The following is a 22,897-nucleotide window of genomic DNA, read 5'->3' as shown; positions in this document are numbered from 1 at the left end:
CGCCCCTGCTGGAAAGGAACCACCTCCATGCACCACGACGAACCCCTCGTCGAAGCCCGGATCGCCCGTCTCGTCCGGGACCGCATCGACCCCGCCGTGCACCGTCGCTCGGCCCCGGTCACCGTCGACGCCTGGCAGGTGCCGGACGAACCGGTGCCGTTCACCGAGGCAGCCGCCGCCGAGTACACGCCCTTCCGTGTCGGTGACGCCTGGGGCGGTCGGCCCTGGGGGACCACCTGGTTCCGGGTGCGCGGCACCGTGCCGGACGACTTCGGGGTCGACCCGGGCACCACCGTCGAGCTCCGGGTCGACCTCGGGTTCTCGAAGCGGCAGCCCGGGTTCCAGGCCGAGGGGCTCGCCTGGCGCACCGACGGCTCGACGATCAAGGGCATCGAGCCGCGGAACGACACCGTGCCCGTCGAGGTCGGCCCCGGCGGCTCCTTCGAGGTCTACGTCGAGGCCGCCGCGAACCCGGACATCGGCGGCGACGACTTCCAGGGGGCCACTCCGCTCGGCTCGAAGGCCACCGCCGGCACCGAGCCGATCTACCGCCTCCGTACGCTCGAGCTGGTCGAGCGGGACGACACCGTGTGGGAGCTCCAGCAGGACGTCTGGGTGCTCCGCGGGCTCATGGCCGAGCTGCCCACCGACGGCACCCGCGGCGCGGACCTGCTGCGCGTGCTCGAGCGGGCCGCCGACGCCCTCGACCCCGACGACGTCGCCGGCACCGCGGCCGAGGCCCGCGCCGTGCTCGCCCCGGCGCTCGCCGTGCCCGCCAGCGCCGCCGCGCACCGGGCCGTCGCCGTCGGGCACGCCCACATCGACTCCGCCTGGCTCTGGCCGGTCCGCGAGACGATCCGGAAGTGCGCGCGCACGTTCTCGAACGTGCTCGACCTGATGGACCAGGACCCGGACTTCACGTTCGCGTGCTCCTCCGCGCAGCAGTACGCGTGGATCCGTGACGGCTACCCGTCGATCTGGGCGCGGATCAAGCAGCGCGTCGCCGAGGGCCGGTGGATCCCGGTCGGCGGCATGTGGGTCGAGTCCGACACGAACCTGCCCGGGGGTGAGGCGCTGGCGCGGCAGTTCGTCGCCGGCAAGCGGCTCTTCCTCGAGGAGTTCGGCGTCGACACCCCCGAGGCCTGGCTGCCCGACTCGTTCGGCTACACCGGAGCCCTGCCGCAGATCGTCCGCGCCGCCGGGTCGAAGTGGTTCGTCACGCAGAAGCCCTCGTGGAACGAGACGAACGTCATCCCGCACACGTCCTTCCACTGGGAGGGCATCGACGGTTCGCGCGTCCTGACGCACCTGCCCCCGGCCGACACGTACAACTCGGACGTCTCGGCGGCCGACCTGCACCGCGGCGAGCGCGGGAACAAGGAGCGCGGCGTCGCGAACACCTCGATGCTCCTGTACGGCTTCGGTGACGGCGGTGGCGGACCCACCCGCGAGATGGTCGCGGCCGCCCGGCGCCAGCACGACCTCGACGGCTCACCGCGGGTCGACCTCGGCACCCCGGCCGACGTCTTCGAGGAGCTCGAGCGGGTCCTGCCGGAGCCCGCGGTGTGGTCGGGGGAGATGTACCTCGAGTTCCACCGCGGCACGTACACGTCGCAGATCCGGACGAAGCAGGGCAACCGGCGCTCCGAGCACCTGCTCCGCGAGGCCGAGCTCTGGGCGGCCACCGCGGCCGTCCGACTCGGCACCGAGTACCCGTACGACGAGCTCGAGTCCGTCTGGCACACCGTGCTCCTGCAGCAGTTCCACGACATCCTGCCGGGGTCGTCGATCGCGTGGGTGTACGAGAACGCCGAGGCCGAGTACGCCCGGGTGGCGGAGGTCCTCGAGGGGCTCATCGGCGCCTCGACGTCCGCGCTCGCGAGCGGTGGGGCGCCGGTGCTCGCCGGGGTCGGGGCGTCCGCGACCGCGTTCGTCGGGGACGGTGGGGCCGTGCTCGATGCTCCCCGGGATCCCGGCACCGTCGGGACCGGCGGCAGCGCCGAGGTCGGGACGGTGGTGCGCTTCAACGCCTCGCCCGTGGCGGCGGGCGGGGTGACCGCCCTGGGCGGTTCCGCGGCGTCGGCGGAGGAGGCCGTGCCTCCCGTCCGGAGCGGTGACCGCTTCGTCTTCGACACCGGTGTCGTCACCGCGACCGTCGACGCGGAGGGCCACGTCGTGTCGTTCGTCGACCACGCGACCGGACGCGACGCGATCGCGCCCGGGGCTGCTGCCGCGCAGTACACGGTGTTCCGCGACACCCCGAACCAGTGGGAGGCGTGGGACATCGACCGCGCCTACCAGCGGAGCGGCACCGTGCTGTCGGCTGCGTCGGTCGACGTGGACGGCGACGCACTCGTCGTGATGCGGCCGTTCGGCACGTCGTCGGTGACCACCCGGTACACAGCCGTCGCGGGGCAGCCCGAGCTGCACGTCGAGACCGAGGTCGAGTGGCACGAGAAGCAGAAGCTCCTCAAGCTCGCGTTCCCGCTCGACGTCCGGGCGTCCGTCGCGTCGAGCGAGATCCAGTTCGGGCACATCGACCGGCCGACGCACCAGAACACCTCGTGGGACATGGCGCGCTTCGAGACCTCCGCGCACCGGTGGGTGCACGTCGCGGAGCCCGGGTTCGGGGTCGCGGTCGCGAACGACTCGACGTACGGACACGACATCACCCGGTCGACCCGGCCCGACGGTGGGACGACGACCCTGGTGCGGGAGTCGCTGCTGCGCGCGCCGACGTTCCCGGACCCGCACGCCGACCAGGGGCACCACGTGTTCCGGACGGTGCTGCGGACGGGAGCCTCGGTGCTCGACGCGGCGGACTCCGGGTACCGGCTCAACCTGCCGGTGCGCTCGGTGCCGGGCTCAGCCACGGTCGACCCGCTCGTCACCGTGTCCTCGCCCCAGGTGCTCGTCGAGGCCGTGAAGCTCGCCGAGGATCGCTCCGGGGACGTCGTCGTGCGGCTCTACGAGGCGTCGGGCGGTCGGGCGTCGGACGTCGGGATGTCGTTCGGGTTCGAGGTCGACGCTGTCGAGGCGGTGGACCTGCTGGAGCGGCCGCTCGGGTCGGGGTCGTGGGCGGCCGGGGAACCGGTCGTGCTCACGCTGCGCCCGTTCGAGATCGTCACGTTGCGGGTTCGGCGGGCCTGAGACACCGCCGACCCCGGGGCAGCGGGGTCGGCGGGGAACTGCGGCGCCGGGGGAGCACGGGTGCGTTCTCCCGGCGCCGCGTCGCGCGCGGCGGTGGTGGCTGGGCGGGGCCGGGGGCCGGGCCGGGTCGGGGCGGTCGGCGAGGCAGTTCCGCGCGCGGGAGGCCGTCTTGCGCGTGCGAGGTCGTTCCGCGCGTAGGAGGCGGTTCTTTCCTGCCCCGTATGCGCGGTTCTGCCTCGCATGCCAACTGTGATGGGCACGAAGAATCGTCCTGCACACCGTCGTCGGCCGGGAGGCGCGTCCACAGTTTCCGATGCCGGCCACCTGGCCGGGACCGACCGCAGCCACGGTGGAGAGATGGAAGTGCCCCTCGCGATCTACCGAGCCAACTGCACCCGTGACGCGGGACGTTCCGGTGCGACGCTTCGCCGCCGCGCGAACTCCGACGGCCCGGACCGCCTGGTGCGGGTGGGGCCCAACGCGTTCGTGAGGGGAGCCGACTGGGACGATGCAGGCCCTCGCCGCCGCTACGTGACCCGGGTCTTCGCGAGACTGGGGCGCCGGAGCGTGGCAGCTGTGGGCTCGCACGTCTCTGCCGCCGCGGTGCACGGGCTGCCCTGGCTCCGAGGGTGGCCGGACGACGTGCACCTGACCGTTCCGAAGACGCAGTACCGCAGTGGGACGAAGGGGCTCGTCCTTCACACCAGGCCCGTACAACCCGCTGACGTGGTCGCCCACGGGGGCTTGCGGTTCACGTCCGTCGCCAGGACGGTGGCTGACGTCGCACTGCAGGGAGACGTCCGCACGACCGTCGTGCTCGCGGATGCGGCACTCCGACAGGGGCTGGTGAAGCGTGACGTCCACCGGGCTCTCGGAGGGCTGCCGCACCACCGCGGGCGTGCTCTCGCAGCACGCTCGATCGAGTTCGCCGACCCTCGATCCGGGTCACCCGCGGAGTCGCTCGCCCGCGTGGTGTTCTGGGAGCTCGGGCTGCCTGCTCCCGTCCTGCAGCAGCGGTTCGACGTGGGAGGGCATCGCTACGAGGTGGACTTCTGGTTCCCGGAGCAAGGCGTGATCGTCGAGATCGACGGTCGCGCGAAGTACGCGCAAGAGCGGTACCGGAACGGACGGACCGCAGCGCAGGTCATCGTCGACGAGAAACGCCGCCACGAGCGGTTGAACTCGGTGCCGGCCGTCCGTGTGATCGTCCGTCTCGAGTGGCGGGACCTGTGGGACCTCGACGCGCTCTCGCTGCGGTTGCGGACCGCCGGGCTCCCCAGCCGAGCCCGTCCGGTGCGGAGCGCTCGCGACCTCACCACCTGACCAGGGCGTCCTCGACCGCGTGCAACCGGCCGGGAAGCGGCTCAGCGGGCCGTGGCTAGCGTCGGCGACATGGCAGTCACCGAGATCTGGCTCGTGCGGCACGGCGAGTCCACCGCGAACATCGCCGCGGCCCGAGCTGACGCCGCGGGAGCAGATGTCATCGAGGTCGACCACCGCGACGCGGACGTCCCACTCAGTCCGTTGGGCGAGGAACAGTCCCGAGCGCTGGGGCAGGAGCTCGCGGACCGCGGGGTCGACGACGTGGCCGTCGCGCTGTGGGTGTCCCCCTACCGGCGTGCGCAGCAGACGATCGGCATCGCGCTCGAGGCGGGCGGGCTGACCGAGCCGCCGAGGCGCGTCGATGAACGGCTGCGCGATCGTGAGCTCGGCGTCCTCGACCTCCTCACCCGGCAGGGCGTGCGGAACCGGTACCCGGACGAGGAACGCCGACGGCAGTGGCTCGGCAAGTACTACCACCGGCCCGCCGGCGGGGAGTCGTGGGCGGACGTGATGCTCCGGCTGCGCAGCGTGATGGCCGACGTCGACCGCCTCGAAGGAACCGACCGGCTGCTCATCGCCGCACATGACGCGGTCGTGATGCTCGCCGTCGCTGTCTGCCTCGACCTCGACGAGCACGCACTCATGGCCTTCGCCGAGGACCACACCGTCGCGAACGCGTCGCTCACACGCCTGCACCGCGACGAACCTGGTGCGTCGTGGACCCTCGAGGAGTTCTCCGCCGTGGGACACCTCGACGACGACGAGGTCACCGAGCACAGCGGCCGGAAGGACGACGTCCGTGTCGACTGAACAGCTCACCCCGAACTTCCTGCGTGACTGGCCGCTGCCCGAACCAGGTGCGGGCAAGTACGGACGCGGCGAGGTTCTCGTCGTCGGCGGCGCCGCTCGTACGCCGGGTGCTGCCATGCTGTCGGCGCTCGCCGCGCTTCGGGTCGGCGCGGGACGACTCACCCTCGCGGTCGCCGAGAGCGTCGCCACCGAGGTGGCGGTCGCCGTCCCCGAGTCAGGCGTGGCTCCGCTCGCCGAGGACGAGTCCGGACACATCGCGGTCGGCGCGATCGACGCGATCGCTGATGACGCCGGTGGCGCTGACGCAGTCCTGATCGGCCCCGGGCTCGATGAGCCCGACGGCACGCGAGCGCTCGTGGCGGGTATCGCCGACGTCGTCGGCGACGAGACCCTCGTGGTGCTCGACGCCTTCGCCCTGGGGGTGGCTGCCGACGTCCTCGACGAGCTGCAGCCGCTCCGAGGACGCCTCGTTATGACCCCCAACAGCGGTGAGGCCGAGCGTCTGCTCGGTCGGACGTGCGGCGACGACGACGCCGCCGATGCGCTCGCGATCGCCCAGCGCTTCGGCGCGGTCGTCGCCTTGTCCGACGTGATCGCAGCACCCGACGGCCGCACCTGGCTCAAGGGGACGGGTGCGGGCGGGCTCGGCACGAGCGGCAGTGGCGACGTGCTCTCAGGCGTGGTCGTCGGGCTGCTCGCACGCGGGGCCGAACCAGCACAGGCGGCAGCATGGGCATCCTCCGTGCACGCCACCGCGGGAGACCGGCTCGCGGTGCAGGTCGGACCACTCGGCTACCTGGCGAATGAGCTCCTCGCTGAGATTCCCAAGGTATTGGTCGAACTCGGTCGCTGATCCGGCGCCGTTCGAGCCCATCGCACGTGCCCTGGGAAGCTCGATCGCGCATGGGAAGCTGGAACTTCCTGCGCCCTATGCGCGGGACGACTGCCTATGCGCGGAACAGTCCCCTACGCGCGGAACGACTGCCTACGCGCAACAGCTCCTACCCCCGCAACGCCTCCACGGCCTTCTCGACCCGGCGCTGTCGCGTCTCCGGTGCCTTCGCCGCGAGCACCGGGTCCACGAGCGCCCGCTGCCGTGACGCCGACAGGGTCTCGTAGGCCGCGCTGACCCCGGCCGCCTCGAACGCCGACGCCAGGTCCGTCGGCAGCTCGACGGTCCGCGGCAGGGTGTCGACCTCGAGCGCGACCTCGACGGTGTCCCCGGCGGCGATGCCCGCGGCCGTCCGGTGCGCCTCGGACAGCGGAACCAGGAACTGTCCGCCCATCACCCCGACCGTGGACCGGTAGGAGTACCCGCCGTCGATCGTGACGACCACGGCGGGACGCTTCCCGGAGCCGAGCGCGTCGATGACGTCCTCCGGGACGGGCAGTCCGGTGGCCGTCTTCCTCGCCTGCAGGACCGTCGTCGTGAACTGCACCCGTGCCTCCCGGCTGTCCGCGGTCGTGACCGCCCCGCGCGGCCGACGCGACCCCGCGTCGTACCAGTCGAGCGCACCGCGCGAGCGGACGTCGAGCCCGCCGCGACCGACCCTCACCGGGGACGGTCCCCGGCAGCGAAACCGTACAGCCGCACCCGCTGTTCCGCCACCGTTCACCGCCGCAGCACGACCCCGAAACCGGGCGCGTCCACGATCGTGCCGAACCGGACCCCCGGACACCCGAACCCCCACAGCACCCGGAAGGCACACCCCGTGCAGCACACCCGCACCCTGGCCGGCATCGCCCTGGCCGCAGCAGCAGTCGTCACCCTGGCCGGTTGCTCGGCCACGAGCAGCGCGTCGACGTCGAGCGACGCCGACTGGAAGACCGCCACGAGCGCCGAGTCCGCCGGCGGCATGGACGCCCTCGTCGAGGCCGCGAAGGCCGAGGGACAGCTCAACGTGATCGCGCTGCCGCCGACCTGGGCGAACTACGGCAAGATCATCGACGGCTTCGAGCAGAAGTACGACATCAAGGTCAACTCGGCGAACCCGAACGGTTCGAGCGCCGACGAGGTCGCCGCGGTGAAGTCGCAGAAGGGCCAGTCGACGGCACCCGACGTGCTCGACCTCGGCAACGCGGTGATGCAGCAGAACCTCGACCTGCTCACCGACTACAAGGTGGCGAACTGGTCGGACATCCCGGAGACGCTGAAGGACAAGGACGGCAAGTGGACGCGTGACTACACGGGCCTCATGTCGATCGGGTACGACTCCTCGAAGATCACGGACGCCCCGAAGGACCTGGACGACCTGCTCGGCAGCGAGTACAAGGGCAAGGTCTCGATCGCGGGCGACCCGACGCAGGCGAACCAGGCCGCTTCGGCGGTGTACCTCGCCGCGCTCGAGAACGGCGGCTCGGCCGATGACATCAGCAAGGGCGTCGAGTACTTCGGCAAGCTCAAGCAGGCCGGCAACTTCCAGAACGTCCTGCCGTCGCAGGCGACGGTCGCCTCGGGGGAGACCCCGGTCGTGATCCAGTGGTCGTACAACAACCTCGCGTGGGGTCCGGCTGCCGGTGCGTCGGGGAACAAGAACTGGAAGACGGTCGTCCCCGAGGGACAGGCGCTCGGCTCGTACTACTCGCAGGCGATCAGCAAGGACGCCCCGCACCCCGCGGCGGCCCGCCTGTGGCAGGAGTACATCGCCAGCCCGGACGCGCAGAACCTCTACCTGCAGGCAGGCGCCTTCCCGTCGACCCTCGCCGCGCTCCAGCAGTCCGGCAAGGTCGACGAGGACGCGCTCGAGGCTGCGGGCGGGATGCCGAAGGACTACGTCGAGCTGACCGACGCGCAGGTGGCCGACGCCGCGAAGGTCCTCGCCGCGAAGTGGTCCGCCACGATGGGGTCCTGAGCAGCATGACGACCGCATCGGCGCCGGGCGGCAGCGCGTTCGCCCCGGGCGCGGGCACGGCGGCGCCGGTCGCCGCCGCCACCAGCGCGGCACCGGCCTCCGTCGAGCCGTCCGGCGCCGATGCAGCCACCCGTGGCGCCGGGACCCGTGCTCGCCGCCGCCCGGGTCTCGCCTGGCTCGGCCTCACCCCGTTCGCCGCCTACGTCCTGCTGTTCCTGGCCGTCCCGGCCGTGATCGCCGTCGGCAGCGGGTTCACCACCGGTGACGGTGCCGTCACCCTCGCGAACCTCGCGGCCTTCGGCGACCCGTCCGTCCTCCGCGCCTTCGGTGGCTCGTTCGGCCTCTCCGCGGTCTCGGCCGTGATCGGCGCCGTCGTCGGAGCCCTCGTCTGCTGGGCGCTCTCGGCGCTCCGGCCGGACGGACTCGTCCGTTCGATGATCGACTCGGCAGCCAGCGTCCTCGCGCAGTTCGGCGGCGTGATGCTCGCGTTCGCGTTCATCGCCACGATCGGCGTGCAGGGGCTCGTCACCACGTGGCTCGTCTCGACGTTCCACGTCGACCTCAACGCGGACGGCGCCTTCCTCTACACGGTGCCCGGCCTCGTCATCCCCTACGTCTACTTCCAGGTGCCGCTCATGGTCCTCACGTTCATGCCCGCCCTCGAGGGCGTCCGGTCCCAGTGGGGCGAGGCCGCCGCCACCCTCGGCGCCTCGCGCGCGACCTACTGGCGCCGCATCGCCCTGCCCGTGCTGGCACCGGCGTTCTGGGGGTCGCTGCTCCTGCTCTTCGCGAACGCGTTCTCGTCGTTCGCCACGGCGGCGGCCCTCATCTCGCAGGGCGGCATCGTCCCGCTGACGATCCGCGCGCAGCTCACGAGCGAGACGCTCATCGGGCTGCAGAACGTCGCCGGTGTCCTCGCCCTCGGCATGGTGGTCGTCATGGCGGCCGTGATGGGCGCCTACTCGCTGCTCCAGCGTCGTGCCGCGCGGTGGCAGCGGTGACCGCCGTCCCGTCGGTCCGCCCCGTGACCGCCACGCCCCGTCCTGGAGGCCCGACCCGCGTCGGCCGCTTCGGCGTCGCCCCGTCACGGGTCACCGCCGTCGTCGTGCTCGCCCTGGTCGGACTCGTCTTCGCCGTGCCACTGGTCGCCCTGGCCCAGTTCACGTTCCGGCAGGGCACTGACGGCGCGCTCACCCTCGACCACTACGCCGCGATCGTCGACCCGGCGAACGCGTTCACCTACCGACCGGTGTTCGACGGCCTCGGTGCGTCCCTGCTCATCGCCGTGATCACCGTCGCCATCGTGCTGCTCGTCCTCCTGCCCGCGCAGATCGTCACCGCGCTCCGCTACCCCCGCCTGCGCCGCGTGCTCGAGTTCGTCTGCCTGGTGCCGATCACCGTGCCCGTCGTGGTGCTCGTCGTCGGCTTCATCCCCGTGTACCAGGTGGTGGCGCAGGTCTTCGGGTCGGGCGCCTGGACCCTCGCCTTCGCGATCGGCATCGTCTCGCTGCCGTTCGCGTTCCGCCCGATCGCCGCGGCGCTGACCGCGATCGACGTCGCCGTGCTCGCCGAGGCCGCCCGCTCCCTCGGCGCGTCGTGGTGGACGGTCACGTGGCGGATCCTGCTGCCGAACCTCCGCCGCGGCATCACCGCCGCGTGCTTCCTGACCATCACGGTCGTCCTCGGCGAGTACACCCTCGCCTCGTTCCTGTCCCGCACGACGTTCCAGACCGCGCTGGTGCTCGTGCAGCAGACCGACCCCTACGTGGCTGCGATCTTCTCGCTCGCCGCGCTGCTGTTCGGGTTCCTGCTGCTCGTCGTCATCGGCCGGGTCGGGGCGTCCCGCCGGCGCACCACCAAGGAGTCCGCATGACCGTCACCGCCCCCGTCGCCCCGGCGTCGCTGTCCACCGAGGGCGCGGCCGTGGAGCTCGAGGCCGTCGAGAAGCACTACGGCTCCCACCGCGCGCTCGCCGGCCTGTCGCTCCGCATCGAACCGGGCGAGTTCGTCTCGCTGCTCGGGCCGTCGGGCTGCGGCAAGACCACCGCGCTCCGTGCCCTCGCCGGCCTCGAGGCGATCGACGGCGGCGCGATCCGCATCGACGGGACGGACGTCGCATCGGTGCCGGTCGAGAAGCGGGACATCGGCATGGTGTTCCAGCAGTACTCGCTGTTCCCGCACATGACCGTGCGGCAGAACGTCTCGTTCGGCCTCGAGATGCGGAAGGTCCCCGCGGCCGCCCGGCGCGAGCGCGTCATCGAGGCGCTCGACATGGTGCACCTCGCGGACTTCGCCGATCGGTTCCCGCACCAGCTCTCGGGAGGCCAGCAGCAGCGTGTCGCCCTCGCCCGCGCGCTCGTGACACGGCCCCGTGTGCTGCTGCTCGACGAGCCCCTCTCGGCGCTCGATGCGAAGGTGCGGGTGTCCCTGCGCGACGAGATCCGCCGGATCCAGAGCGACCTCGGCATCACGACCGTGTTCGTGACCCACGACCAGGAGGAAGCCCTCGCCGTCTCCGACCGCATCGCGGTGATGAACGCCGGCGACATCGAGCAGGTCGGCACGCCCGAGGAGCTCTACCGCCGCCCGGTCTCGGCCTTCACGGCGGACTTCGTCGGCCAGTCGAACCGTCTCCGCGGTGACCTGCGCGACGGTGACGTGTTCGTGTACGGCTTCCGCGTGCCCGCCCTCGACGCCGGGACGCCCGACGGCCCGGTGATCGCCCACGTCCGCCCGGAGGACGTTGCCTTCGCCGCGGAGGGCGTCACCGGTACCGTCGTGGCCTCGAGCTTCCTCGGGTCGATCCGCCGCACGACGGTCCGGCTCGACGACGACACGGTCGTGACGGTGCAGCACGAGGTCGGCGACCGCCGCACGGCGGGTGACGCCGTGGCCCTGCGGCTGCTCGGCGCCCCGGTCGCTGTCGCCCCGCTCGCGTAGCGGCGCGACTCCCGCTTTCCTCCCCGAAGAGGTCCGCGGAAGCGACAGCATGCCGGGAACCGTCGGCGGCGATCTGTCGCTTCCGCGGGAGTGACGGCGACCCGGTTCCGGACGGGAGGCGCGGGGCGGGCCCGCACCGTGCCTCCAGACCGGCGGCGGGTCAGCGCTCGAAGCGCGCGGCCGGCTCGTCGGACAGGCCCGCCCGGACCCGTGCCAGCATGTCGGCGGACATGTCCGGCAGGTCGTCGAGCCGCGCCCAGAACGCCTCGGTGTTCTCGCCGTCCGCGGGAGCAGGCGTGCCGGACACGTACCGGCAGGCGAACACGAGGTCGAGGTACTGCGCCCGGTCGCCGTTCGGGTACGTCATCTCGGGCAGGACGTGCACCCACGTCAGCCGTTCGGTGACCGCGACGACGTCGGCCTCCTCGAGCACCTCGCGCTCGGCGGCGACGGCGGGTTCCTCGCCCGGGTCGACGATGCCGGTCACCGGCGTCAGCGCACCGTTGTCGGCGCGACGGACGACGAGCAGCTCGCGGTCCGGGCCCTCGCCGCGGGTGACCACCGCGGTGATGCCCGTCATCCAGAGCGGGTCGGTCCCGACCTTCTCGCGGAGGGCCAGGACGAAGTCAGGGGTCGGCATGCACCAACGCTACCGACCGCCCCTGTCGGGGACTGGTCATGACCAGTATGGTGACAGGGTGGAGATCATCATCCTGCCGACGCCGGCCGAGGTCGGACGCGTCGCCGCCGCCAAGATCGCCTCGGTCGTCGCCGAGAAGCCGTCCGCCGTCGTGGGCCTCGCCACCGGCTCGAGCCCGCAGGGCATCTACGCCGACCTGCGCCGCCGGGTCGATGCGGGCGAGGTGTCGTTCGCCGCCGCCCGTGGATTCGCCCTCGACGAGTACGTCGGGATCCCGCTCGAGCACCCGGAGTCCTACGCCTCGGTCATCGCCCGCGACGTCGTCGAGCCGCTCGGCTTCGATCCGTCGCGTGTCCGTGTGCCGGACGGCCGAGCCGGGGACCTGGCGTTCGCGGCGAAGGAGTACGACGCCGCGATCCGGGCCGCCGGCGGGGTCGACGTGCAGATCCTCGGCATCGGGGCGAACGGGCACATCGGGTTCAACGAGCCGACGTCGTCGTTCGCGTCCCGCACGCGCATCAAGACGCTCGCGCCGTCCACGCGCGAGGCCAACGCCCGCTTCTTCGACTCGCTCGACGACGTGCCGACGCACTGCATGACGCAGGGGCTCGGCACGATCCTCGAGGCGCGCGAGCTCGTCCTCGTCGCGCAGGGCTCCGCGAAGGCCGATGCCGTGGCGGCCGCGGTCGAGGGGCCGCTGTCGTCCTTCGTGCCCGGGTCGGCGCTGCAGCTGCACGAGCACGCGACCGTCGTGGTGGACGAGGAGGCGGCCGCCGGGCTGCGCCTGGCCGACTACTACCGCTACACGTACGCGAACAAGCCGGAGTGGCAGCGCTTCGAGTGACCGCCGGACCGCGTCAGCGGGCTGACGCCAGGCGCGCCAGCCCCTCGCGCAGGGTCTCCTCGGAGCACCCGAAGTTGAGCCGTGCGTGGCCGATGCCCGGCCGCCCGAAGTCGCGCCCGTTCGTCAGCGCGACCTTCGCCGCGTCCACCAGCTGCAGGGCGGGGTCGTCGCCCCACGGCAGTGCGCGGAGGTCGAGCCAGGCCAGGTAGGAGGCCTGCGGCTGCCGGTACCCCGCGCCGGGCAGGGCCCTGCCGAGCTCCTCGGCGAGGACGCGGCGGTTGCCGGCCAGCTCGGCGAGCAGGGACGCGAGCCACGGCTCCCCGTCGCGGAAGGCGGCCACGCTCGCGGTGTAACCGAGGATCCCGGTGCGCTCGACGACCTCGACGGGCAGTCCGTCGAACCAGCCGCGTGCCCGCTCGGACGCGCCGACCATCAGGGCGCACTTCGTCCCCGCCAGGTTCCACGCCTTGCTCGCGCTCGTCAGGGCGACACCGTGCTCCACGGCCTCCGGCCCGCAGTCGAGGAACGGGGTGAACACCGCGTCGGCGTGCACGAGCGGCGCGTGGATCTCGTCCGACACGACGACGGCGTCCCACTCCGCGGCGAGCCGTGCGAGCGCCACGAGGTCCTCGCGGGCGTGCACGAGCCCGAGGGGGTTGTGCGGGTTGCAGAGCAGCACCGTTCGAGCGCCCTCGGCGAAGGCGCGCTCGATCCCGGCGAGGTCCATCCGCCACCCGGCGGTGGTGTCGAACGGGTCGGGCGCTCCGTCCGGGGTGAGCAGCGGGACCTCGGTGACGGCACCGCCGGCCTCGCGGACGTACTCCCAGAACGGTGGGTAGACGGGCGGCATGAGGACGACCTGGTCGCCGGGGTCGATGATGCGACGGAGCACCTCGACCGCCGCGACCGACACGTCGGTGGTGGTCCGGACGAGGTCGGGGTCGACGTCCCACCCCCACCGGCGGTCGGCGAAGTCGGCGAACACCTCGGGCAGCACGCGGGTGTGCCCGACGTACCCGGTGTCGCCGTTCCGGACCGCGCGCTCGAGGGCCTCGCGCACCGGCTCGGCGGGGACCGAGTCCATCTCGGCGACGAACATCGGCAGCACCTCGGACGGGTACGCCGTGTACTTCTCGCTCGTGCGGGTCCGTTGTGCATCGAAGACCGAGACCATGACGCTCATGCGCCCAGCCTGGCACTGCCGCGGCCGACGGTCACCTCACCGTCATGTCGAGCAGCTCCTCGGACAGCGCCCGGACGCGCGGGGCGAGCTCACTGCAGCGGGACGCCCGCGCCCCACACCCGCTGCACCTCGAGCGCGGGGGAGAGCGCCACGAGGTCGGCTGCGTACCCGGGCGCGATCCGACCCAGGCGGTCGCTGAGCCCCAGCGCCGCCGCGGGGACGCTCGTCAGCGCCGCGACCGCCTCGGGCAGCGTGGCCCCTGCGGCGGAGACCGCGAGCCGCAGCGCCGCGTCCTGCGTGAGCGTCGAGCCGGCGATGGTGTCCGTCCCCGCGACCCGGGCGACGCCGTCCACCACGTCCACCGCGAGCGACCCGAGCATGTAGGAGCCGTCCGGGGCCCCGGCGGCACCCATCGCGTCGGTGATGAGCGCGACGCGACCGGGAGCCGACCGGAGCAGCACCCGGGCGACGGCGGGGTGCACGTGCACGCCGTCGAGGATGAGCTCGAGCGTCACCCGGTCGTCCTCGAGGGCGGCGCCGAGGGGCCCCGGCGCCCGGTGGTGCAGCCCGGGCATGGCGTTGCACGCGTGGGTGAGCACCGTCGCCCCCGCGTCGAAGGCCGCGCGGGCCTGGTCGTACGAGCAGACGGTGTGGCCGACCGCGACCACGACCCCGGCGTCGACGAAGCGGCGCACGGCGTCGAGCGCTCCCGGCAGCTCGGGCGCGATGGTGACCTGCCGCAGGATCCCGGCGCCGGCACCGAGCAGGGCGTCCACGGTCGCGGGTGTCGGACCGATCAGGTGGGACTCCTCGTGCGCGCCCTTGTTGTGCGGCGAGAGGAACGGGCCCTCGAGGTGCGCCCCGAGCACGAGCGGATCGGTCGCGGCGATGGTGCGGATGCGGTCGAGCGACGCGGCGAGCGACGGCACGGGGTTCGCGACGAGGGACAGGACCGACCGGGTCGTCCCGTGCGCCCGGTGCACCGCGAGGGCGGCGTCGAAGGAGTCGTCCTCGTAGGCGGCACCGCCCCCGCCGTGTCCGTGCAGGTCGATGAAGCCGGGGGTCAGGACGGCGTCGCCGAGGTCGACGACCTCGGCGCCCGAAGCGGTGTCCGGCAGGCCGGCACCCGAGCCGACCGCCTCGATCACCCCACCCGAGAGCAGGACCCAGCCGTCGTCGACCACGCCGGCCGTGTCGACGAGGCGGCCGGCGCGGACCAGGGTGCGCCGCGCCTCCAGGCCGCTGCTCACACCGTCTCCCGCCGGAACGCGACCACCACGGAGAGCGCCGCGACCAGCACGAAGACCAACCCGACCACCGGGTGCCCGAGCGAGATCCAGGTGGCGCCGGCGGCGATGACGAGCGCGGTCTCGACGATGACCTTGCCGACGACGTCGGTGTCGATCGGCGACCGCGGCGAGCGGAAGAGGAACCACACGACCGCGGCGAACAGCGGTGCCCCGACCATGAACAGCACGCCCGGGAACGGGAACGGCCACGAGAGGTAGCCCCAGTACGCCAGCGACAGCAGGCCGAACGCGCACACGAACACGCGCAACACGGTCCACCCGGAGACGCGGCGACGGGCCGGAGCCGCATCCGAGGGCGGCGGCACGTCGTTCCAGTCGACGGGACTCTGCGGTGCGTTCGTCATGCGGCTGCCTACCTGAAGATGATGGTGCGGGCGCCGTCGAGCAGGACGCGGTCCTCCGCGATCCAGCGCACCGCCTGCGTCAGCGTCCGGGACTCCTCGTCCTGCCCGATCGAGACCAGCTCGGACGGCTCCTTCGTGTGGTCCACCCGGACGACGTTCTGCTCGATGATCGGGCCCTCGTCGAGGTCGCTCGTCACGAAGTGCGCGGTCGCTCCGATGAGCTTCACGCCGCGGGCGTGCGCCTGTCGGTAGGGGTTCGCGCCCTTGAAGCCGGGCAGGAACGAGTGGTGGATGTTGACCGCGCGGCCCTCGAGCGCGGTGCAGAGCTCCGGCGACAGGATCTGCATGTAGCGGGCGAGGACGACGAGCTCGATGTCGTGCTCCTCGACGGCCTCGAGGATGCGCTGCTCCATCGCCCGCTTCGAGTCCGCGTCGGTGACGGGGCGGTGCTCGAACGGCACGGAGTAGAACGAGGCCAGCCCGGACAGGTCGGCGTGGTTCGAGAGCACGAGCGGGACCTCGATGGGGAGCTGTCCGCCGCGCTGCCGGTACAGCAGGTCGTTGAGGCAGTGGCCCGCCTTCGACACGAGCACGAGGGTGCGCAGGGGGCGTCCGACGACGTCGAGCTGCACCCGGGCGTCGTAGCGCTCGACGACCGGGGCGAGTGCCTGTTCGAAGGTCGCGCGGTCGACGGGCGCCATCACCTGCAGGCGCATGAAGAAGGAGTTCGTGTCGGCGCTCGAGAACTGCTGCGACTCGGTGATGTTGCCCTGCGCAGCGACGACGGCTCCGGACACGGCGTGCACGATCCCGGGCTGGTCGTCGCAGACGAGCGTGAGGGTCCAGTGCGTGGGGGTCGGGTCGGTCACGGGTTCAGGGTACCGGGCCGGTCACGCGCGTTGCCGCGGGCCCAGGCCACCTGTGGAGAACCGGTCTGGAGGCGCGTGGTGCGCCGGTCAGGCGGCTCCCGTCAGCGCGCGTCCGCCCGGGCGAGCGCGCGGTCGGCGAGCGTCAAGACGGACAGGAGCACGCCGACCCCGAGCATCACCCACGCGAGCACGTGCAGGTCCGGCGTGGTCGGGGCCTGCCCGAACACCCCGCCGATCAACGAGGACGCCGCGATCGCGCCGATGTAGATGCTCGTCCGGGACAGCCCGGCCGCGGTGCCGATGTACTCCGCGGGCACCACCCTGTAGAGCGCCGCCTGGTTCGACACGGACGCCAGCGCCTGCGGCACCCCGAACAGCGCCGGCACGACGAGCAGGAGTGCGAGCGGCGACCCGGCGTGCAGCAGGAGCAGGAGCCCGGCACCGACCAGGGGGACGAGCGCTGCGACGACGAGCGGTCGACGGACGGCGGTGCGTCGGGCGACCAGGAACGACACCACCCCGGCGACGACGGCTGCCGGGAGCTGCAGGTACCCGGCGACGTCGCTCGGGTAGCCCGCGACGTCCTGCACCCACTGCGAGAACCCGTACGTCATCGTGTACGCGAGCAGGTAGGTCAGGAACAGCCGGGCGTAGGTGCGCGACAGGGCGCCGTTCCGGACGAGCAGCCGCACGTCGACGAAGGGCTTCGTCGCGCGCAGCTCCCACAGCACGAGCGCCACGAGCAGCACGACGGCGACCGCGAGCAGCCACCAGAGTCCGGCGCCGAGGTCGAGCAGGAACACCAGCAGCGCCGACACCGTGCCGGTCATGAGCACCATGCCGAGCGGGTCCAGGGCCGTGCGGACCGGCAGCTGCTCGGCGTCCCGCGGTCGGAGCCGGTCCGACGGCAGCCACATCGCGGCGACGACGATGCCGAACACAGCGAGCGGGACGTTCACCAGGAAGATCGCGTGCCACCCGAACGCCGCGATGAGCACGCCGCCGAGGGGAGGGCCTGCCGCGGCGGAGACGAGCGAGGTGATCGACAGCGCCCCGAGCACGAGCGGCGGGGTCGGCTTCCCGATCCGGGCGGAGTGCTGGCGGAGCGTCGTGAGGGCCGCCGGGTACGCCGACGACGTCCCGATCCCGATGAGCACCCGCGCGGCGACCGCACCGCCGAAGCCGGTCAGCACCTCGGGCACGACGCCCGCGATGCCGACGATCACCAGCCCGGTGAGGAAGACCTTCTTCGGCCCGAACCGGTCGGCGAGCTTGCCCATCGTCGGCTGTGCGACCGCGCTCGCCAGGTAGAGCGCGGCGACGAGCCAGATCGCCTGCGATGCACCGATGCCGAGGTCGCGGGAGATCGGCGCGAGGGCGACGGACACCATCGTCGTGTTGATCGGGTTGAGCAGCGGGCCGACGAGCACCGGGACGAGGAGCTTCGGGCCGAAGCCGCTGCCCGTGTCGGTGCCGGTCGGGGTCGCGGTCGGCGTGGGGGAGGTCGATGTGGACGTGGTGGCGCTTCTTCCGCGGGTCAGGCTTCGGTGAGGGGTGCGAGGATCGCGACGGCCCGCGCCACGGTCGCGCGGTCGGACTCGGGCAGGGTCGCGAGCCGGTCGGCGAGCACGCGCGTACGGGTGGTCCACGCGTCCTGGCGCGCGCGGGACCCTGCGTCGGTGGCGCGGACGAGTGTGCGGCGGCCGTCAGCGGGGTCCGGGCGGCGTTCGACGAGCCCGAGATCGACGAGCGCCTGCACGGTCGCCCCCATCGACTGCGGGCGGACGCCCTCGGCGCGCGCGAGATCGGCGACGGTGCTCTCGCCGTGTCGGAGGAGTCGACCGAGCGCGGCGGTCTGGGACGCGGTGACCTCGTCGGTCTTGCCGGCGAGCAGCGTGCGGCGGATGCGACCGTGCAGGGTCAGCAGGTCATCCGCGAGTGTGTCGATCGGTTCCACGGTGGAACAGTACGACTCAACAGGACACCTTGCAAGATCACCTTCTGATCAGACGACGCCGTCCACGGCGGCGTTGATGGAGCCGTCCGTCGTGAACGGTCGCAGTGCGGCCACGAGTCCGTCCACGTCGTCGCCGAACCAGGCGTTGCTCACCCGGACGCGCGGCCACGCATCGGCCAGCAGCTCCCGTCCGTCCCGCGTCAGGCGCAGCCGGGAGGCCCGTCCCCGCCCCGGTGCGGCGCCCCGCTCGACGAGCCCCCGCGTCTCGAGCCCGCCCATCAGTGCGGCCATGCTCTGCGGGCGGACGCCGACGGCTCTCGCGAGTTCGGCCTGGTTCCGCTCGCCGCCGGACGCGAGTTGCACGAGCGCCCCGAACTCGACGGGCGTGAGGTCGAGTGGCGCGAGCTCCTCGGCGAGGCGCCGGGCCAGTTCCCGTGCGGCGCGGATCACCGTCCATGCGGCGACGGAATCGACGTCGTCGCCGGTCACCGAGAAGTCGCTGGGCACGGCCCGATCCTACCGGCGTAACGTCAAGAAACAGGAAACTGATACCGAAGGAGGGGTCACCATGACCGACACGATCGCGATCACGGGCGTCACCGGCGACGTCGGTGGCAAGACGCTCGAGCTGCTGCACGACGCCGGCGCACCGGTGCGCGCCGTCGTCCGTCGTCCCGACCAGGCCGAGCGGCTCCGTGCTCGGGGCATCGACGCGCGGCTCGCGGACCTCGACGACCTCGATGCCCTGACCCGCGCCCTCGACGGCGTGGGCCGTTTCTTCCTCGTCACGCCGGTCAGCGAGCGGCAGGCGGAGCAGGGCGAGACCGGGGTCCGCGCCGCACAGCGAGCCGGTGTACCGCGGGTGGTGCACCTGTCCGGCGGGGACGCGGCGGAGCACTCGCCCATGCCGTGGGCCGCGGCGGCCTGGCGGACCGACCGGATCCTGCGGGAGAGCGGGCTCGCGTGGACGATCCTGCACCCGTCGGCGTTCATGACGAACCTGCTGCCCTCGGCTCCGGCGATCCGCCGCGGGTGGTTCCCGCACACCACCGGTCGTGGCCGAGCGGGCTGGATCGACACCGCCGACATCGCTCGGACCGCAGCCGCGGTGCTGACCGAGGACGGGCACGACGGCACCGAGCCCGTGCTCACCGGTCCGGACGCACTCGACGCCCGAGGGATCGCGGCCGGCCTCTCGTCGGGGCTCGGACGCCGCGTGCGGCCCGTGCACCTGCCGAGCCGGGTGTACCGGGCCGTCGTCCGCGCCGGCGGTGTCCCGGCGTGGCAGGCGGAGGGGCTCCGGCAGCAGTTCGGACGGGTGCTCCGCCGGGGACTCGACGACGTCGACGTCATGAGCGACGACGTGGCCCGGATCACCGGGCGGCCGCCGCGGTCCCTGGCGGACTGGGCACGCGACCACCGTGAGCAGCTGACGGGCCGGGGCTGACACGGCGGACTGCGCCGTGCCTCCCGGCCGTGCCGTCAGCCCGCCGTGGTGAGGGTCGTGACCAGGTGTTCCTGCACGTACCCGATCCAGTCGTAGACGTCGCGCAGGCCGAGGCCGGCGTCCCCGGCGGACGAGGCCTCCTCGGACGCGGCGTCGGTGATGCCGAGCCGCTCCGCGATGGTCAGGCGCAGGTCGGTCAGGCCCCGGAGCCACGCCTGCTCGTCCTGCGGGGTGAGGGCGCCGTCCCGCGCGCCCGTCAGCCAGCCGTGGACGACGTCGGCGTTCGCGGACTTCTGCGCGAGCAGGTCCGCCTGCGTGTAGCGGCGGAACTCCTCGCTCGCCTCGACGTCGGACGGGTACGCGTCCGGGAACATCCGCGCGGCGACGGGGTCGTCGGACAGGTCCCCGCCGAGCACCTGCTGCAGTTGTCCGGTGAGCGACGCGAGGACGGAACGCTCGCCCTCGGACATCGTGAGGTGGACGCCGTCGGGGCGGCGGACGAAGGGGATCACGCGTCCGGTCCGGCCGCGCGGTCGACCGTCGCCTGCAGGCCGTAGCCGTGCATGGCCTCGACGTGGCGCTCCATGGCCTCGCGGGCGCCGGTCGCGACGATCGCCCGACCGTCGTCGTGCACCTGGCGCATGAGCCGCTCGGCGCGGGCGTGCGAGAAGCCGAAGTAGCTCTGGAAGACGTAGGTCACGTAGGACATGAGGTTCACCGGGTCGTCCCAGACCACGGTGACCCACGGCACGTCGGGTCGGGCGCGCAGGTCGGTGCGCTCGTCGACGTCGGGGCTGATCAGTGTCATGCGTCGACGTGGCTGCTCGGGTGCATGCCCCCAGGGTGACACGAACGTGCCCGCTCGGTACGATCGAGGGGTCGCGACTGGCGTTGGATGGGTCACCATCGGGGAGCGACACCTGACACGGAGCGCGGCCGTACGCCTGGGCCGCGCCCACCCGTCCACCTCGTCGCGTCCGCGCGGCGATCAGACAACGAGGAGTCCCGTGTCCATCACCGATCTGCCCGCTGCGTCCACGCAGTCCAGCTTCAACGCCCCGCTCAGCGCGGTCGACCCCGAGATCGCGAAGGTCCTCGAGCAGGAGCTCGGCCGTCAGCGCGACACCCTCGAGATGATCGCGTCCGAGAACTTCGTCCCGCGTGCCGTGCTCGAGTCGCAGGGCTCGGTGCTCACGAACAAGTACGCCGAGGGCTACCCGGGCAAGCGCTACTACGGCGGCTGCGAGTTCGTCGACATCGCCGAGCAGCTCGCCATCGACCGCGCGAAGGCCCTCTTCGGTGCCGCGTACGCGAACGTGCAGCCGCACTCCGGCGCCAGCGCGAACGCCGCGGTCCTGCACGCCATCGCCTCCGCCGGGGACACCATCCTGGGCCTCGAGCTCGCCCACGGCGGTCACCTGACCCACGGCATGAAGCTCAACTTCTCCGGCCGCATCTACAACGCCGTGTCCTACGGCGTCGACCCGGAGACCTTCGAGGTCGACTACGACGACATCCGCGCGAAGGCGATCGAGCACCAGCCGAAGGTCCTCATCGCCGGGTGGTCGGCGTACCCCCGGCAGCTCGACTTCGCGAAGTTCCGCGAGATCGCCGACGAGGTCGGCGCGACGCTCTGGGTGGACATGGCGCACTTCGCCGGTCTCGTCGCCGCGGGCCTGCACCCGTCGCCCCTCCCGCACGCACACGTCGTCTCGTCGACGGTGCACAAGACGCTCGCAGGTCCCCGCTCGGGCATCATCCTGTCCAACGAGGAGTCGCTCTTCAAGAAGCTGAACTCCGCGGTGTTCCCGGGGCAGCAGGGCGGTCCCCTCATGCACGTGATCGCCGCGAAGGCGACCGCGTTCCTGCTCGCGAGCCAGCCTGAGTTCAAGGACCGCCAGGAGCGCACGCTCCGCGGTGCTCGTCTGCTGGCGGACCGGCTCACGCAGGACGACGCGAGGGCAGCGGGCATCGACGTCCTCACCGGCGGTACCGACGTGCACCTGGTGCTCGTCGACCTGCGCGAGTCCGAGGTCGACGGCAAGCAGGCAGAAGACCTGCTGCACGAGGTCGGCATCACCGTGAACCGCAACTCCGTGCCCTTCGACCCGCGCCCGCCGATGGTCACCTCGGGTGTCCGCATCGGCACCCCGGCGCTGGCGACCCGCGGCTTCGGCGACGCCGAGTTCACCGAGGTGGCGGACATCATCGCGCTGACCCTCATGCCGAACCCGGACATCGAAGCGCTCTCGGCGCGGGTGAAGGCCCTGACCGACGCGTTCCCGCTCTACGCGTGAGCGCCGCGCTCCCTCGTGAGCGTTGGGCGGGTGAGGGCAGTGCCGTCCGCATCGACGGCACCGCCCTCGCCGCGCGCACGCTCGACGACCTGAAGGTCCGCATCGACCGCCTGCACGACCACGGCTTCCGGCCCGGGCTGGGCACGATCATGGTCGGCCAGAACCCGGGTTCGGTGTCGTACGTCGCCGGCAAGCACAAGGACTCGGCGCAGATCGGGCTCGACTCGGTCCGCATCGACCTGCCGGAGTCGGCGTCCGCCGCCGACATCCGCGGAGCGATCCTGCAGATGAACGACGACCCTCGGGTCACCGCGTTCATCGTGCAGCTCCCGCTGCCGCAGGGAATCGACCCGATCCCGATGCTCGAGCTGATGAACCCGGCGAAGGACGCCGACGGCCTGCACCCGACCAACCTCGGTGAGCTCGTGCTCGCCGTCCCCGGCGGCGCCGGCGCGATCGACGCCCCGCTGCCGTGCACGCCGCGTGGCATCGTCGCGATGCTCGAGGCCTACGACGTCCCGATCCGCGGGCAGCACGTCACGATCATCGGCCAGGGTCTGACGGTCGGTCGTCCGCTCGGACTGCTGCTCACCCGGCTCGAGGCGACGGCGACGCTGACGCACTCCCTGACCGAGGACGTCGCCGCCGAGTGCCGGCGTGCCGACATCATCGTCGCCGCGGCCGGGGTCGCCGGGCTCGTGCAGCCGGACTGGGTCGAGCCCGGAGCCGCGGTCATCGACGTGGGCATCAGCCGGATCGTGGACGAGTCGACCGGCAAGGCGAGGCTCCGCGGAGACGTCGACCCCGCGGTCGCGTCGGTCGCAGGGTTCCTGTCGCCGACGCCGGGCGGTGTCGGCCCGATGACCCGCGCGATGCTCATGAAGAACGTCGTCGAGGCCGCCGAGCGCCACCTGCGCTGAGCGGGCGGTCG

The 22,897-nt window shown here is 72.5% G+C and carries 23 protein-coding genes and 1 riboswitch; of the genes, 12 read left to right on the top strand and 11 right to left on the bottom strand.

All coding sequences use genetic code 11. The annotated features are described in order from the left end of the window. Nucleotides 1-27: 27 nt before the first annotated feature. From DEJ22_RS14165 to DEJ22_RS14150, 4 genes are all read left to right on the top strand, one after another. On the top strand, nucleotides 28-3,150 hold the full coding sequence (locus DEJ22_RS14165) for an alpha-mannosidase (RefSeq protein ID WP_111228220.1): 3,123 nt from the start codon (nucleotides 28-30) through the stop codon (nucleotides 3,148-3,150). Nucleotides 3,151-3,717: 567 nt separating this feature from the next. Next, nucleotides 3,718-4,473, top strand: coding sequence for a hypothetical protein (locus DEJ22_RS14160; RefSeq protein ID WP_181430974.1), 756 nt, complete (start codon nucleotides 3,718-3,720; stop codon nucleotides 4,471-4,473). A 69-nt stretch (nucleotides 4,474-4,542) separates the two neighbouring features. After that, the gene (locus DEJ22_RS14155) at nucleotides 4,543-5,283 is read left to right on the top strand and encodes a histidine phosphatase family protein (RefSeq protein WP_111228222.1); all 741 of its coding nucleotides are present in this window, start codon (nucleotides 4,543-4,545) and stop codon (nucleotides 5,281-5,283) included. Continuing rightward, nucleotides 5,273-6,136, top strand: coding sequence for an NAD(P)H-hydrate dehydratase (locus DEJ22_RS14150; protein WP_111228223.1), 864 nt, complete (start codon nucleotides 5,273-5,275; stop codon nucleotides 6,134-6,136). Before DEJ22_RS14155 ends, DEJ22_RS14150 begins: the two co-directional genes overlap by 11 nt. 148 nt (nucleotides 6,137-6,284) lie before the next feature. Here DEJ22_RS14150 and DEJ22_RS14145 read toward each other — a convergent pair whose 3' ends face one another. Beyond that, nucleotides 6,285-6,839, bottom strand: coding sequence for a YdeI/OmpD-associated family protein (locus DEJ22_RS14145; protein ID WP_258379725.1), 555 nt, complete (start codon nucleotides 6,837-6,839; stop codon nucleotides 6,285-6,287). Nucleotides 6,840-6,995: 156 nt separating this feature from the next. Here DEJ22_RS14145 and DEJ22_RS14140 point away from each other — a divergent pair, with 156 nt between their 5' ends. From DEJ22_RS14140 to DEJ22_RS14125, 4 genes are read left to right on the top strand one after another with little or no spacing between them, the layout of a single operon-like run. After that, entirely contained in the window at nucleotides 6,996-8,135 is a 1,140-nt protein-coding gene (locus DEJ22_RS14140; protein ID WP_111228293.1) for an ABC transporter substrate-binding protein, read from the top strand. A 5-nt stretch (nucleotides 8,136-8,140) separates the two neighbouring features. After that, the gene (locus tag DEJ22_RS14135; RefSeq protein WP_111228294.1) at nucleotides 8,141-9,136 is read left to right on the top strand and encodes an ABC transporter permease; all 996 of its coding nucleotides are present in this window, start codon (nucleotides 8,141-8,143) and stop codon (nucleotides 9,134-9,136) included. A gap of 23 nt (nucleotides 9,137-9,159) precedes the next feature. Further along, nucleotides 9,160-10,008 (top strand): ABC transporter permease, encoded by an 849-nt coding sequence (locus DEJ22_RS14130; RefSeq protein ID WP_111228295.1) that lies wholly within the window; start codon nucleotides 9,160-9,162, stop codon nucleotides 10,006-10,008. Beyond that, on the top strand, nucleotides 10,005-11,075 hold the full coding sequence (locus DEJ22_RS14125) for an ABC transporter ATP-binding protein (RefSeq protein ID WP_111228224.1): 1,071 nt from the start codon (nucleotides 10,005-10,007) through the stop codon (nucleotides 11,073-11,075). Before DEJ22_RS14130 ends, DEJ22_RS14125 begins: the two co-directional genes overlap by 4 nt. A 160-nt stretch (nucleotides 11,076-11,235) precedes the next feature. Here the strand turns inward: DEJ22_RS14125 and DEJ22_RS14120 are convergent, their stop codons facing one another. After that, on the bottom strand, nucleotides 11,236-11,715 hold the full coding sequence (locus tag DEJ22_RS14120) for an NUDIX hydrolase (protein ID WP_111228225.1): 480 nt from the start codon (nucleotides 11,713-11,715) through the stop codon (nucleotides 11,236-11,238). A 58-nt stretch (nucleotides 11,716-11,773) separates the two neighbouring features. Here DEJ22_RS14120 and nagB point away from each other — a divergent pair, with 58 nt between their 5' ends. After that, a complete protein-coding gene (gene nagB / locus DEJ22_RS14115; RefSeq protein ID WP_111228226.1) occupies nucleotides 11,774-12,559 on the top strand; it encodes a glucosamine-6-phosphate deaminase in 786 nt (261 codons plus the stop codon). Between the two features lie 13 nt (nucleotides 12,560-12,572). Here nagB and DEJ22_RS14110 read toward each other — a convergent pair whose 3' ends face one another. The 7 genes from DEJ22_RS14110 to DEJ22_RS14080 all read right to left on the bottom strand — a co-directional run bounded on the left by DEJ22_RS14110 (nucleotide 12,573) and on the right by DEJ22_RS14080 (nucleotide 18,729). Next, nucleotides 12,573-13,742: a MalY/PatB family protein gene (locus DEJ22_RS14110; protein ID WP_111228227.1), complete on the bottom strand. Its 1,170-nt coding sequence runs from the start codon at nucleotides 13,740-13,742 to the stop codon at nucleotides 12,573-12,575. Nucleotides 13,743-13,831: 89 nt separating this feature from the next. After that, on the bottom strand, nucleotides 13,832-14,992 hold the full coding sequence (nagA, locus tag DEJ22_RS14105) for an N-acetylglucosamine-6-phosphate deacetylase (protein ID WP_258379726.1): 1,161 nt from the start codon (nucleotides 14,990-14,992) through the stop codon (nucleotides 13,832-13,834). Next, nucleotides 14,989-15,396 carry a YrdB family protein gene (locus DEJ22_RS14100; RefSeq protein WP_111228228.1) on the bottom strand — a complete coding sequence of 136 codons (408 nt, stop codon included), beginning with the start codon at nucleotides 15,394-15,396 and terminating at the stop codon, nucleotides 14,989-14,991. The genes nagA and DEJ22_RS14100 overlap by 4 nt, the downstream gene beginning before the upstream one ends. Nucleotides 15,397-15,404: 8 nt before the next feature. Beyond that, nucleotides 15,405-16,265 (bottom strand): formyltetrahydrofolate deformylase, encoded by an 861-nt coding sequence (gene purU / locus DEJ22_RS14095; protein ID WP_111228229.1) that lies wholly within the window; start codon nucleotides 16,263-16,265, stop codon nucleotides 15,405-15,407. Nucleotides 16,266-16,366: 101 nt separating this feature from the next. Continuing rightward, a complete protein-coding gene (locus tag DEJ22_RS14090; RefSeq protein ID WP_220033808.1) occupies nucleotides 16,367-17,695 on the bottom strand; it encodes an MFS transporter in 1,329 nt (442 codons plus the stop codon). A 107-nt stretch (nucleotides 17,696-17,802) separates the two neighbouring features. Further along, nucleotides 17,803-18,222 (bottom strand): MarR family winged helix-turn-helix transcriptional regulator, encoded by a 420-nt coding sequence (locus tag DEJ22_RS14085; protein ID WP_111228230.1) that lies wholly within the window; start codon nucleotides 18,220-18,222, stop codon nucleotides 17,803-17,805. Nucleotides 18,223-18,270: 48 nt separating this feature from the next. Continuing rightward, complete coding sequence (locus tag DEJ22_RS14080) at nucleotides 18,271-18,729, bottom strand: MarR family winged helix-turn-helix transcriptional regulator (RefSeq protein WP_111228298.1); 459 nt, start codon at nucleotides 18,727-18,729, stop codon at nucleotides 18,271-18,273. Between the two features lie 61 nt (nucleotides 18,730-18,790). Here DEJ22_RS14080 and DEJ22_RS14075 point away from each other — a divergent pair, with 61 nt between their 5' ends. Beyond that, nucleotides 18,791-19,669 (top strand): NmrA family NAD(P)-binding protein, encoded by an 879-nt coding sequence (locus DEJ22_RS14075; RefSeq protein WP_181430976.1) that lies wholly within the window; start codon nucleotides 18,791-18,793, stop codon nucleotides 19,667-19,669. Nucleotides 19,670-19,704: 35 nt separating this feature from the next. Here DEJ22_RS14075 and DEJ22_RS14070 read toward each other — a convergent pair whose 3' ends face one another. Then, nucleotides 19,705-20,181 carry a DUF2017 family protein gene (locus tag DEJ22_RS14070; protein WP_111228232.1) on the bottom strand — a complete coding sequence of 159 codons (477 nt, stop codon included), beginning with the start codon at nucleotides 20,179-20,181 and terminating at the stop codon, nucleotides 19,705-19,707. Beyond that, nucleotides 20,178-20,477 (bottom strand): ATP-dependent Clp protease adapter ClpS, encoded by a 300-nt coding sequence (clpS, locus tag DEJ22_RS14065; protein ID WP_111228233.1) that lies wholly within the window; start codon nucleotides 20,475-20,477, stop codon nucleotides 20,178-20,180. Before clpS ends, DEJ22_RS14070 begins: the two co-directional genes overlap by 4 nt. A 63-nt stretch (nucleotides 20,478-20,540) precedes the next feature. After that, a riboswitch (ZMP/ZTP riboswitch) is annotated at nucleotides 20,541-20,626 on the top strand. A gap of 56 nt (nucleotides 20,627-20,682) precedes the next feature. Between clpS and glyA the strand changes: the two genes are divergently transcribed. Then, on the top strand, nucleotides 20,683-21,966 hold the full coding sequence (gene glyA, locus DEJ22_RS14060; RefSeq protein WP_284174819.1) for a serine hydroxymethyltransferase: 1,284 nt from the start codon (nucleotides 20,683-20,685) through the stop codon (nucleotides 21,964-21,966). Further along, on the top strand, nucleotides 21,963-22,886 hold the full coding sequence (locus tag DEJ22_RS14055; protein ID WP_111228234.1) for a tetrahydrofolate dehydrogenase/cyclohydrolase catalytic domain-containing protein: 924 nt from the start codon (nucleotides 21,963-21,965) through the stop codon (nucleotides 22,884-22,886). Before glyA ends, DEJ22_RS14055 begins: the two co-directional genes overlap by 4 nt. Nucleotides 22,887-22,897 lie beyond the last annotated feature (11 nt).

Source organism: Curtobacterium sp. MCSS17_007, assembly GCF_003234175.2.
In the GTDB taxonomy this organism is placed as follows: Bacteria; Actinomycetota; Actinomycetes; order Actinomycetales; family Microbacteriaceae; genus Curtobacterium.
The sequence above is the reverse complement of the archived record's forward strand: the minus strand, read 5'-3'. Positions and strand labels throughout refer to the sequence as shown.